Here is a 13,285-nt window from a genome sequence, read left to right as displayed (position 1 = left end):
GCGACCACCGAGCCTTCGCCGACGCCCAGTTCGCGCAGCCGCAGGGCCGTCCGCTGGGCTCGCCGGTCGAGCTCGCCGTAGGTGAGGCGGCGGACGCCGTCCGGGCGGGGGGAGGTGACGGCGACGGCCTCGGGGTGTTCGGCGGCGGCCTTGGCGACGAGTTCGGGCACCAGGGTGTCGTGGTCGGCCCGCCGGTCGGCGCCGCTGAAGCCGGTGAGGATGCGGCGGCGTTCGGCCTCGTCGAGCATCCGCAGCCGGCCGACCGGGCGGTCGGTGCCGGCGCTGGTCATGGCGTCCAGCAGGTTGCGGTAGTGCGCGGCCAGCCGCTCGACGGTGGCGGCGTCGAAGAGGTCGGAGTTGTACTTGAACACGCAGTGGAAGCAGCCGTCCGAGCGGTCCTCGTAGGCGGACAGCGTCAGGTCGAACTGCCCTTCCTCCTCGGGGAGTTCGATGTACTCCAGGCGGTAGCCGAAGCGCTCCACGGCGACCTTGTGGGTGAGCAGGATGAACATCGCCTGGAACACCGCCGAGCGGCTGGGGTCGTGCTGGAGCCCCAACTGCTCGACCAGCAGCGGGAACGGGTACTCCTGGTTGTCCAGGCCGCCGAGCACGCTCTCCCGCACCCGGGCCAGCAGCTCGGCCACGGTCGGCTCCCCGGCCAGGCTGACGTGCAGCGGCAGCGGGTTGACGAAGTAGCCGTAGACGGAGGCGAACTCCTCCTGGGTGCGGCCGGTGACGGGGCTGCCGACCACGATGTCCTGCTGGCCCGACCAGCGGTGCAGCAGCAGGTAGTAGGCGCTCAGCAGCACCATGAACGGGGTGGCGTGGTGCGCGCGGGCCAGCTCGTGGACACGGGCGGTCAGGTCGGCGTCGAGCCGGAAGAACGCCGAGGCGCCGTTGTGGGTCTGCACGGCCGGCCGGGGCCGGTCGGTGGGCAGGGCGAGGGCGGGCATCTCGGCCGGCAGGTGGCCGCGCCAGTAGTCGAGCATCCGCCGGGCGTCGGGGCCGGCCAGGAAGCGGTTCTGGTGGTTGAGAAAGTCGAGGTAGCGGGCGGCCACGGCGGGGAGTTCGGGGGTGCGGCCCTGGCGCAGCGCCTCGTAGACCTCGAACAGCTCCTCGATGAAGGTGAAGGTGGAGATCGCGTCCGAGACGATGTGGTGGACGGCCTTCATCAGGACCCAGCGGTCCGGTCCGCGCCGGAACAGCCGCAGCCTGACCAGCGGGTCGTTCGCGAGGTCGTACGGCCGCCGGTACTCGGCGACGATCAGCGCGTGGATCTCCTCCCAGGGGCGGCCCTCGACGTCGAACAGTCCGGTGTCGGCCACCACCTCCGGGCGGATCCGCTGGACCGGCCGGCCCTCCTCCGCGGTGAAGGCGGCCCGCAGCCCGGGGTGCCGGGCGACCAGCGCGCGGAAGGCGGCGAAGACCAGCTCGGGGTCGAGCTCGGCGCGCACCTCCACCGCGCCGCCGATGTTGTAGGCGAAGCCGTCCGGGTGCAGCTGGCGCAGGAACCACAGCGCCTGCTGGTTGTGGGTGAGCGGGTAGCGGGCCTCGTCGGTGTGCAGCTCGACCTCGGCCTGCTCGGGGCCGCCCTCGGCGTCGAGCCGCTCGGCCAGGCCGGCGACGAGCAGGTCGACCAGGTCGCCGACGGTGCCGTTGCTGAGCAGCGCCACCACCGGCAGGGCGACGCCCAGTTCGCCGTGCACCCGGGCGCGCAGCTCCATCGCGAGCAGCGAGTCCAGCCCGTGTGCGCCGAGTCTGGTGTCCGGGGCGATCCGCTCGGCGCCGATCCGCAGCACGGCCGCGGCGGCGGCGGTGAACCGCTCGGTGACGAGCCGGTGCCGGGTCGGCGGATCCGCCGTGCGGTAGGCGTCCAGGAAGCCGCCGGTCTCGGCCGGGGCCTGCTCGGCGGCGCTGGCGGCCAGGTCGGCGACCAGCGGCGGCGGCGCGGGGTACCAGGCGAGGAAGGTCGGCCAGTCGACCACGGTGGCGACCAGCAGCTGGGCGCGGTCCTGGCCGAGGACGCGTTCCAGCACGGCCGTGCCGGCGTCCGGCGGGAGCGAGCTCATGCCGCGGGCGTCGCGGTAGTGGGCGACCAGGCCCAGTTCCTCGATCATGCCGGTGGCCCAGGGGCCCCAGTCGAGGCTGAGCGCGGGCAGGCCGGCGGCCCGGCGGTGGTGGGCGAGGGCGTCCAGGAAGGCGTTGCCGGCCGCGTAGTTGGTCTGCCCGGCGGTGGTGAGCAGCGAGGCGACGGAGGCGAACAGCACGAAGTGGTCGAGCGGTTCGTCGCGCAGCAGCCGGTGCAGCAGGTGGCCGCCGACCACCTTGGGGGCGTATCCGGCGTCGAAGGCGGCCCGGTCCATCTGCGGCACCAGCACGTCCTTGACCTGCCCGGCGAGGTGGAACACCCCGCGGATGGGCGGGCGTTGGCGCTGCCGGTAGTCGGCGAGCCAGGCGGCGAGGGCGGTCTCGTCGGTGACGTCGACGGGGGCGAGCAGCGGTTCGGCGCCGAGCGCCTGGAGTTCGCGCAGGAAGGCGATCCGCTCCCCGGCCGGGCTGGCGGGGTCGGTCCGGTACCACTGGTCGCGCTCGGGCAGCGTGGTGCGGCCGACCAGGATCAGCCGCCGGGCGCCGCGCCGGACCAGGGTGCGGCAGAGCAGCCGGCCGAGCGCGCCGAACGCGCCGGTGACCAGGTAGCTGCCGTCGGGGCGCAGGACCGGCGGCAGCGGGCGGGTGAGGCCCTCGGCCGGGCGGAGCCGGCTGGTGCGGCGGTGGCCGGCCCGCAGGGCGATCTCCTGCTCGTCCCGGGAGGCGAGTTCGGCGAGCAGCGCCTCGGCCTGGTCGAGCGGGTCGGCGGCGGGGTCGAGGTCGATCAGGGTGCCGCGCTGGGCGACGAGTTCCTGCTGCCAGAGCACCCGTCCGATGCCCCAGGCGGGTGCGCCGAGCGGTTCGACCCGGTCGGCGGGGTCGGCGGCCTGGGTGCCCCGGGTGACGATGTGCAGCCGGGCGTCCGGGAGGGCGGCGGGCAGGGCCTGGGCGAGGGCGATCAGCGCGTAGCCGCCGAGGGTGGCGAGCTGGTCGAGCCGGTCGGCCGTGGTGGTGTCGAGGGCGGGCTGGTCGAGGTTCCACAGCTGGACGACGGTGCGGTAGCCGGGGCCGAGGTCGGTGAGGAGCCGGGTGAGGTCCTCGGCGGAGTCCGGGCGCACGGTCGAGTGCCCGTCGCCGGGCCGGTAGCCGGTGCCGGGCCGGACCAGGTGGCAGCGGGCGCCGCGTTCGGCGGCCAGCGCGGCGAGGCGTTCGGCGAGGCCGCCGGCGTCGGCGAACAGCAGCAGGTCGCCGAGGTCCTGGTCGGCGGGCGCGGCCGGGGCGTCCGTCCAGGCGAGTTCGGTGAGCCAGCCGTCGATGGTGGCGAGGCCGACCGAGGCGGGGGCCTGCGCGACGTCGGCGACCCGGAAGCCGGTGATCCGGCCGACCGGGGTGCCGTCCTCGGTGTACAGGGCGAGGTCGCCGACGAGTTCGCCGCCGCCCTCGCGGGTGACGGTGGCGTGCGCCCAGATCGGCCGGTCGCCGACCTGGTCGAGCCGGACCTCCTCGATGGACACCGGCAGCCGCACGCCGCCGTCCTCGGGCGTGAGCAGCCGGGTGGCCAGCAGGGTCTGGAAGCAGGCGTCGAGCAGCACCGGGTGCAGCTGGTGGTCGGCCGCCTCGGGGCCGAGCCGGTCGGTCGGGCTGATCCGGGCCAGTGCCTCGCCGGGGCTCGCCCACACCTCCTGGACGGCCTGGAAGGCGGGCCCGTAGTCGTAGCCGCGGGCGGCCAGGAGCCGGTAGCAGTCGGGGCCGTCGAAGCGCTGTCCGCGCGAGCGGATCGCCTCGGCGTCCAGCGCCGGCCCGTGGGCGCGGCGCTGGCCGGTGCGGACCCGGCCGCCGGCGTGCACCACCGGTTCGCCGCCGGCCGGGGTGGAGGCGATGGTGAAGCGGGCGTCCTCCGGGGCGTAGCCGAGCTGGACGGGGGTGGGCTCGGTGTCGGAGAGGAACAGGGCCCGGTTCAGCTCGATCTCGGCGAGCACCACCTCGGTGCCGCCGGTGAGGGCGCGGACGGCCTGGGCGGCCATCTCCAGGTACCCGGCCGCCGGGAAGACCACCTGGCCCTCGATCCGGTGGTCGGCCAGGTAGGGCAGCCGCTCGGGGTCGAGTGCGGTGGTCCAGGCGGGTTGGGCGCTCGCGGTGCGGCGGCCGAGCAGCGGGTGGTCGACCTCGCCGAGCCGGACCTGCCGGACGGCGCTCGGCTCGACCCAGTACCGGTCGCGCCGCCACGGGTAGCCGGGCAGCGGCACCGGGCGGCCGGCCGGGTGCAGTGCGCGCCAGTCCGGTTCGACGCCCAGGGTGTGCAGTTCGGCCAGCGACCGGGTGAAGCAGGCGGGCTCGTCGGCGTGCCGGCGGATGGACGCCAGGGCGTGCGCGCCGTCGACGCACTCGCGGATCGCGTGGCCGAGCACCGGGTGCGGGCCGATTTCCAGGAACAGGCCGTGCCCGTCCTGGGCCATCCGTTCGACGGCGGCGCGGAAGCGCACCGGGTTGCGGACGTTGTGCCACCAGTACCCCGCGTCGAGTTCGGGGCCGCGGGCGAGGCCCTCGCGGGCGGTGAGGTAGAGCGGCAGCCGGGCCTCGTTGGGCTTGAGCGCGGCGAGCGCGGCGGTCAGCTCGTCCCGGATCGGGTCCATCCGCACGCTGTGGTACGGGACTTCGACCTCCAGGAAGCGGGTGAACACCTCCTGGCCGCGCAGTTCCTCGGCGAGTTCGCGCAGCGCGTCGGTGTCGCCGGCCAGGGTCACGGTGGAGGGGCTGTTGACGGCCGCCAGCGAGACCCGGGCGCGGTACGGGCGGATCCGGCGCTCCGCCTCGGCCTCCGGGAGGCCGACGGCGAGCATGGTGCCGGTGCCGGACAGCCGCTGCTGGAGGTGGCTGCGGGCCAGCACCACCCGGACGGCGTCGGCCAGGTCGTACACCCCGGCCTCGTGGAAGGCGGCGACCTCGCCGGTGCTGTGCCCGACCACCGCGTCGGGGCGCAGGCCGTGGCTGCGCCAGAGCGCGGACAGGCCCAGCTGGACGGCGAAGTTGGCGGGCTGGGCGAGCCAGGTCTCGGCCATCCGGGAGTCGGCCTCGTCGCGGTGCAGTTCGTCGAGCAGGGACCAGCCGGCCTGCTCGCGGATCTCCCGGTCGCAGGCCTGGACGGCCGCCCGGTAGACCGGTTCGTTCTCGTACAGACCCCGGCCCATGCCCCACCACTGCGGGCCCATGCCGGTGAACACCCAGGCCAGGCGGCGCTGTTGGCGCTCCCGGGCGCGGCCCTGGAGCACCCTGGGGTGCGCCTCGCCGCGCTCGTGGGCGGCCAGCGCCTCGTCCAGGTCGTCCTGCGTGGAGTAGACCACCGCGAGCCGCTCGGGCAGGTGCTGGCGCCGGTGCGCCAGGGTGTGGCCGAGGTCGGCGAGCGGCACCCCGGCGGCGAGCTCCCGGCGGATTCCGGCGGCGAGTTCGGGCAGTCCGGCGGCGTCCTTGGCGCTCAGCGGCAGCACGGTGCAGGCCGGCTGCGGGGCCGGGGCGGCGGGCCCGGCGCTCGGTGCCTCCTCCAGCAGGACGTGCGCGTTGGTGCCACCGAAGCCGAAGGAGTTGACGCCGGCCCGGGCCGGCCCGTCGTGCTCGGGCCAGTCGACCGGGGCGGTCGGGATGTCGAAGGGCAGCGCGGCCAGGTCGATGCCGGGGTTGGGCCGTTCCAGGTTGAGGTGCGGCGGGATCCGCCGGTGCTTGAGGGCGAGGGCGGTCTTGATCAGCCCGGCGACGCCGGCGGCGGCCTCGGTGTGCCCGATGTTGGTCTTCACCGAGCCGACGTAGCAGCGGTCGCCCGGGCGGCGGCCGACGCCCAGCACCCGGCCGAGCGCGGCCGCCTCGATCGGGTCGCCGACCGGGGTGGAGGTGCCGTGCGCCTCGACGTACTGGAGGCTGCCGGGCAGTACCCCGGCCTCGGCGCAGACCCGTTCGATCAGGGTGACCTGGGCGTCCGCGCTGGGGACGGTGATGCCGTTGGTGCGCCCGTCCTGGTTGACGCCGCTGCCGAGGATGACGGCGTGCACCGGGTCGCCGTCGCGCAGCGCGTCCGACAGCCGCTTGAGGACGACCACGCCGACCCCCTCGGCCCGGACGTAGCCGTCGGCGGAGGCGTCGAAGGCGCGTGAGCGGCCGTCGGCGGACAGGAAGCCGCCCTTGGTCTCGGCGATCGTGTACTGCGGCGCCATGTGCAGCAACGCGCCGCCCGCCAGGGCGAGTTCGGTCTCGCCGCGGAGCAGGCTCTGGCAGGCGAGGTGCACCGCGACCAGGGAGGAGCTGCAGGCGGTGTCGATCGAGACGCTGGGGCCGCGGAAGTCGAAGCAGTGCGAGATCCGGTTGGACACCATCGTCATCATGGTGCCGGTGGCGGTGTGCGCGGCGAGCGTGCGGAAGTCGAGGTCGGCGAACTGGAGGATCTTGTAGTCGAGGGTGAAGGCCCCCATGTAGACGCCGACGTCGCGGCCGGCCAGCTCGCCGGGGCGCAGGCCGCCGTCCTCCAGGGCCTCCCAGCTGACCTCCAGCAGCTTGCGCTGCTGCGGGTCCATGTGCTCGGCCTCGCGCGGGCTGATGCCGAAGAAGTCCGGGTCGAAGGTGTCGAACCCGTCGATGTAGCCGCCCCGGCCGCCGATCAGGCGGCCCGGTTTGGAGCGGTCGCGGCTGCCGAGCGTGCCGGTGTCGTAGCGGTCGGCGGGTGTCTCGGTGAGGCAGTCCCGGCCCTCGACGAGGTTGCGCCAGTAGGTCCGGTGGTCGTTGGCGTGTCCCGGCAGGCGGCAGCCGATGCCGGTGATCGCGATCCGGTCGCAGGGCACGGCGAAGGGCGAGGTGGTCATGATCCAATCCGAGGGTGATGGCGTGGCGGCGCGGACACGGGCGGAGGAAGAGCGGCCTCGCGGGCAGGGTCAGACGGACGGCTCGGTGGCCTTCACCTGGCGCCAGGGGTGCAGCAGGGTGGCGCCCACTTCGCCGGTGGCCGGGAAGGCGGCCGGATCGGCGAGGCCGACGGCGGTGGGCACCCGGCCGGGGCGCCAGGTGAAGCTGCCGAACACGTGGTCCCACAGCGAGAGGTCGGAGGCGTAGTGCCCGGCCTCAGCGAGGTCGGTGCTGTGGTGCAGTCGGTGGAGCTCGGGGCCGGCCAGCAGGTGGCCGAGGAGCCCGAGGCGGACGTCGATGTTCGCGTGAACGAAATACCCCTGCGCAAGAATGAATATTCCGACCACGAACACGGATTCCGCCGAGAAGCCGATCAGCGACAGCAAGAGTTGCACCACGGACTGCGCGACGAACACGTCGAGAATATGGTTCACGCCGTTGTTCGCGACATTCACCTTGTCCGGCACGTGGTGGACGCCGTGCAGGCGCCAGAGCCACCGGTTGTGGTGGGACCAGCGGTGGACGAGGTAGTCGCCGAGCGAGCCGACCAGCAGCGCGAGCGGGATCTCCACGGCGAACGGGAGCGCCGGACGGGCCGCCCCGAGCACCTGCACCAGCGCCGTCACCAGCCCCGCCGCGACCGCGCCGCCGACCATGCTCAGAACGAAGTACACGGTGTACCAGCGCAGTTCACGCCCGCTCGGATGCCAGTCGGTCCGGTACGGGATCACCCGCTCCAGTACCGCCAGGTACCCGAGGACGCCGACCAGCACGAGGGGGGAGACCCGGTCGGGCTCCCAGTGGAAGTGCAGTGTGGCGACGGCCGTGCACAGCACCCCCAGGAGCAGAAGCGGATGAGCGAGCCGGCGTGCAATGGCGGACAGCACGCGCCCCCTTGGTTATTCGCGAACTAATGACTGGAAACGTCAGAGACTCTAGCGGGAGCGGTCAGCTGCGGCAGTCATTCGACGTGTTAACGCCATAAATAACCCGATCGGAGGAAGATCCGCGCACGAAGTTGACGCTAGAGCGGCGCGAAAGGGGCGCGTTTGTTCGTAGGCACCGGAGAAACCGGAGCGCAGCGAGGCCGGTTTCGCGCCGGGCAAGGTCGCACGCCCCCCTGTGGCGGGGTGCGGTCCGGACCCGGATCCGGCCACCGGTCCCGCGAGGGCGGCGCGGGTGGCACGGGGCGAGCGCGAACCGGGCGCGCGGGCGTGGGCGGGGTGGGCAGCGCGGGCGTGGGCAGCGCGGGCGGCGGCGCCCCTCAGGATCCCGCCAGCTCCGCCAGCCGCCACGCCGCGTCCGGCCGGTACGCCGCGAGGCGGTCGCGCAGGCCGCGCAGCTCGTACCCGACCAGGGCCGGCAGGGCCGCCGCCGGGGCGGTCTCCAGGGCGGGCCCGAGCAGTTGGACGGCCGTCTGCGGGTCGTGCGCGCAGGCGTGGCAGTCCGCCACCCGGACGGTGAACAGGAGACGGCTGGAGGGGAGCTGGGCCGGGCCGAGCAGGCCGAGCGCGGTCTCGGCGGCGGTCAGCGCCCGGCGGGCCAGCCGGGGGTCGTCGACGACCGCGGCGAGGTCGCGCAGCGCGGCGGCCGCGCCGGACTCCACCCGCAGCCGCATCGAGGCGATGGAGAGCCAGGGCGCGTCGTCCTCGTCCCGGGCGCCGATGTGGTCCAGGTGCAGCCGGGCGCGGCCGAGGTGCCGGATGGTGGCCCGGACGTCGCCGGTGAGGGCGTGCGCACGGGCCTGGCCGATCTGGCCCATCGCGCCGGCCCAGTGCCGGCCGGGGGCGGCGCGGCCGGTCTCCCGGGCGTAGCCGAGGGCGGCGGCCGGGTCGCCGTCCATCCGGGCGAGGGTGCTCATGTCGCTCAGCGCGGCGACCTGGGTGGCCTGGTCCCCGGCGAGCTCCGCCCAGGCGAGCGCACGGTCGAAGCAGGCCATCGCGGTGGCGTTGCGGCCGTCCTGCATCCGCAGCGCGCCCGCGGCGTGCGCGTGCTCGGCGGCCAGCCGGGCCAGCGGGCGGCGCTGCGCGGCGGGGGCGGCGGCGAGCCGGGCGAGCACGGCCTGCAAGGTGCGTTCGACGGCGGCGGCCAGGCCCGGCAGGCCGCCGGCCTCGCCGGAACGCAGGTGGGCGGCGAGCAGCCCGGTGAGGGCGTGTGCGGTGGCGGCGTCCAGCGGCGGCGCGGCGGCCGGGTTCGCGGCGCAGAACTCGGCGTGCAGCGCGGCGAGTTCGACCGGGCCGGGGACGTCGCAGCCGTCGGCGCCGTGCAGCGGGCAGAGCAGGCCGTAGTCGGGCAGCCGGGGCGGCGGCTGGGCGGGGGCGCTCCAGCGGGCCGGGCCGCCGGGCCCGTTCACGGCCGCGGTCGGCAGCGGGGGCCGCAGCAGGGCGGGCGCGAGGGGCGCCAGGGAGGGCAGTTCGGCGGTCTCGGCCCGCTGGCAGGCGGCCCGCAACTCACCGCCTGCGCCGAGGAGTTCGTCGATCCGGTCGGCGATCCGCGGGGTGACCCGGCGGGCGCCGTGCTCGATCTTGCTCACCGCGGTGTGGTCGTAGCCGATGCCGGCGCCGAGTTGGGCCTGGGTGAGGCCGGCCCGGCGCCGCCAGTGGCGCAGCCGGGCGCCGAAGTCCCGCCAGGCGCCGAGCTCCTGGGCGGGCGGGGCGACGGGTGGGGACGGAGGCGGGAACGGAGGTGCGGACGCCGGTGCCACGGCCACGCGGTTGCGGTGCACGGCTGCCTCCTCCGGTCGCTTCCCCCGGGCCCTCGCCAACCTTCCGACCATCAGGACGGTACTCGATGACACCCGGTCCGTACATGAGGTGGTCTCAACCACTCGGACAAAAGCCCAGCTTGACGGAATTTGCCAACCCTATGCATCGCGTGCACCAGCCATTGACCAGAGCATGACGCCGTGTGAGGGTTCCGGCACCCGAACGCGGACGGCCCGCACGGCCGTCCCCCAGACACGGCCCTGCGGTGCGCCACCAGCCATGCCGTCCGCGGTCGAGGACCCCCACATGCTAGGAGCCTCGATGCAACGCAGAGTTTCCACAGGACGGTTGCTGACCACGGCGACCACCCTGACCGTGCTGGCCGGCATGATCGCCGCCACGGCCGGGCCGGCCACCGCCGCGCCCACCCCCTCTCCCGCACCACCCAGCGCCCTCGCGGCAGCCGTCAACGCCGCCGACGCGGCCGCGGCCGCCGGCCTGGACGCACTGGCCAAGGGCCCCGGCGAGACCTACGAGCGCCGGGCCGTCACCCCCTGGCTCGGCGGCCTCTACTCCGTCGCGTACGACCGCAGCTACCGCGGCCTGCCGGTGGTCGGCGGCGACGCCGTGGTGCTCGCCGATGGCCAGGGCAAGGTCCGCGGCCTCCAGTCGGCCGCCACCGGGCCGGTCGGCGGGTCGATAACCCCGCAGGTCAGCGCGGCGAACGCGGAGAAGACCGCGCGCACCAAGCTGGCCGCGGTGGACTCGGTGGCCGAGCGCCGCCTGGTCGTCCGGGTCAAGGACGGCGCGAGCCGGCTCGCCTGGGAGACCGTCCTCAAGGGCCGTACCGAGAGCGCGCCGAGCACGTTGCACGTCTTCGTGGACGCCGCCAGCGGCGAGGTGATCGACAGCTACGACGATGTCCGGGCCGGCACCATCAACAGCAAGTGGAACGGCCCCGGCCCGCTGACCATCAGCACCACCAACTCCGGCGGCTCGTACTCGCTGCGCGACCCGAACCGGCCCGGCCTGACCTGCTCCGACTACAGCAGCGGCCAGGTGTTCAGCAAGTCCTCCGACTCCTGGGGCACCGGCAACCCCTCCAGCAAGGAGACCGGTTGCGCCGACGCCATGTGGGCGGCCCAGAAGGAATGGGACATGCTCCGCGACTGGCTCGGTCGCAACGGCCACAACGGCAACGGCGGCAGCTGGCCGGTCAAGGTCGGCCTCAACGACGTCAACGCCTACTGGGACGGCAGCTCCATCTCCATCGGCCACAACCAGAACAACGAGTGGATCGCCGCCCAGGACGTCGTCGGCCACGAGTTCGGCCACGGCATCGACCAGTACACCCCCGGCGGCGCCAACAACGAGAACGGCCTGGGCGAGGGCACCGGCGACATCTTCGGCGCGCTCACCAAGGAGTACGCCAACCAGCCCGCGCCCTACGACTACCCCGACTACCAGGTCGGCCGGCAGGTCAACCTGGTCGGCCAGGGGCCGATCCGCAACCTGTACCAGCCCTCACTGGTCAACAACGACCCGAACTGCTACTCCTCCTCCATCCCCAGCACCGAGGTGCACGCGGCCGCCGGCCCGCTGAACCACTGGTTCTACCTCCTGTCGATGGGCTCCAACCCGGGCGGCGGCAAGCCGTCCAGCCCCACCTGCAACAACTCCTCGGTCACCGGCATCGGCGTCAAGCAGGCCGGCCAGGTCTTCTACGGCGGCATGCTGCTCAAGACCAGCGGCATGACCTACAAGCGGTACCGCACCACCACCCTGACCGCCGCCAAGAACCTCGACCCGACCTGCAACTACTTCACCCGGACCAAGGCCGCCTGGGACGCGATCAGCGTGCCCGCGCAGAGCGGCGACCCGACCTGCACCCCGTCCGGCAACAACGACTTCTCGCTCGCGCTCGGCCCGGCCTCCGGTTCCGTCCAGCCCGGCGCCTCGACCACGGCGACGGTCTCCACCGCCGTCACCTCGGGCACCGCGCAGACCGTCAACCTGACCGCCTCGGGCGCCCCGACCGGGGTCACCGCGACGCTCAACCCCTCCTCCGTGCAGACGGGTTCGTCCGCGACGCTGACCCTGTCGGCCTCCTCGGGCGCCCCGGCCGGGACGTACGTGATCACCGTCACCGGCACCGCCGGCGCGGCCACCCACACCGCCCAGTACACCCTGACCGTCGGCGGCGGGGGCACCCCCGGCGGGCCCGCGCCCGACATCGACGTCGCCAAGGTCCAGGCCCACCTGACCCAGCTGAACACCATCGCCAACCAGAACGGCGGCAACCGCCGGGCCGGCAGCGCCGGGCACAGCCAGTCCGTGGCGTACATCAAGGGCAAGCTGCAGGCCGCCGGCTACACCGTGACCGAGCAGACCTGCACCTCCTGCACCTACCAGTCCAACAACCTGATCGCCGACTGGCCCGGCGGCCCCGCCGACCAGGTCACCATGTTCGGCGCCCACCTGGACAGCGTCTCCGCCGGCCCCGGCATCAACGACAACGGCTCCGGCTCGGCCACCCTGCTGGAGAACGCCCTCGTCCTCGCCCAGCAGAACCCCACCCTGACCCGGCACGTCCGGTTCGCCTGGTGGACCGGTGAGGAGCAGGGCCTCCAGGGCTCGCAGTCCTACGTCGGCCAGCTGAGCTCCACCCAGCGCTCCGCGATCAAGTCCTACTACAACTTCGACATGGTCGGCTCGCCCAACGCCGGCTACTTCATCAACAACATCACCTCCGCCGCCTCCGCACCGATGAAGGCCTACTGGGACTCCCTCAACCTCCAGCCGGAGGAGAACGTCGAGGGCCAGGGCCGCTCGGACGACTACTCCTTCCAGCAGGCCGGCATCCCCACCTCCGGCTACGCGGCCGGCGCCGACGCCGTCAAGACCTCCGGCCAGGCGACCAAGTGGGGCGGCAGCGCGGGCCGTTCGTACGACTCCTGCTACCACCAGTCCTGCGACACCACCAGCAACATCGACCCGACCGCGCTGAACCGCAGCGCCGACGGCGTGGCCTACACCATCTGGAAGACCTCCGTCGGCGGCACCACCCCCGCCAACGACTTCTCCCTCGCGGTGAACCCGGCCACCGCCACCGTCAACCCCGGCGACTCGGCCACCGCGACGGTCTCCACCGCCACCACCTCCGGCTCCGCCCAGACGGTCAACCTGACCGCCTCCGGCGCCCCGGCGGGCGTGACGGTCTCCTTCAGCCCGTCCTCGGTGCAGTCCGGCGCCTCGGCCTCGCTGACCATCGCGACCGCCGCGAACACGGCGGCCGGCACCTACAGCATCACGCTCACCGGTACCGGCTCCGCCACCCACAGCACCAGCTTCTCGCTGGTCGTGGGCAACGGCCCGACCAACCCCGGCGGCACCTGGACGCCCGGCACCACCTACCAGGCGGGCGACGTCGTGACCTACAACGGGGTCAGCTACCGCTGCATCCAGGGTCACACCGCCCAGGTCGGCTGGGAGCCGCCCATCGTCCCCGCCCTGTGGCAGGCCGTGTGACCCGTAGGGCACCCGCCTGACACCCCGTAAGCCGCTGCGCCGCGGTCCGTCGAGGGGGACGGATCGCGGCGCAGCTGTGC

4 protein-coding genes are annotated in these 13,285 nt (G+C 74.1%); 1 reads left to right on the top strand and 3 read right to left on the bottom strand.

The features are described from left to right. The 3 genes from ACFWPI_RS05820 to ACFWPI_RS05810 all read right to left on the bottom strand — a co-directional run. Window positions 1-6,932 (bottom strand): condensation domain-containing protein (locus ACFWPI_RS05820; protein ID WP_380424603.1); only part of this gene is annotated, 6,932 nt, incomplete at its 3' end. Between the two features lie 69 nt (window positions 6,933-7,001). Further along, window positions 7,002-7,859, bottom strand: a complete 858-nt coding sequence (locus tag ACFWPI_RS05815; protein ID WP_380379746.1) for a sterol desaturase family protein — start codon at window positions 7,857-7,859, stop codon at window positions 7,002-7,004. A 377-nt stretch (window positions 7,860-8,236) separates the two neighbouring features. After that, entirely contained in the window at window positions 8,237-9,697 is a 1,461-nt protein-coding gene (locus ACFWPI_RS05810) for a helix-turn-helix domain-containing protein (RefSeq protein ID WP_380379749.1), read from the bottom strand. 301 nt (window positions 9,698-9,998) lie between these two features. Here ACFWPI_RS05810 and ACFWPI_RS05805 point away from each other — a divergent pair, with 301 nt between their 5' ends. Next, window positions 9,999-13,205 carry a M28 family peptidase gene (locus ACFWPI_RS05805; RefSeq protein WP_380379751.1) on the top strand — a complete coding sequence of 1,069 codons (3,207 nt, stop codon included), beginning with the start codon at window positions 9,999-10,001 and terminating at the stop codon, window positions 13,203-13,205. Window positions 13,206-13,285 lie beyond the last annotated feature (80 nt).

Source organism: Kitasatospora sp. NPDC058492, assembly GCF_042720685.1.
In the GTDB taxonomy this organism is placed as follows: Bacteria; Actinomycetota; Actinomycetes; order Streptomycetales; family Streptomycetaceae; genus Kitasatospora.
Note: the sequence above shows the minus strand (reverse complement) of the source record. Positions and strands in the feature narration are given on the sequence as shown.

Excerpts from the sequence above, each read along its gene's own strand:
- ACFWPI_RS05805 (WP_380379751.1), top strand. The coding sequence starts at position 9,999 with ATGCAACGCAGAGTTTCCACAGGACGGTTGCTGACCACGGCGACCACC.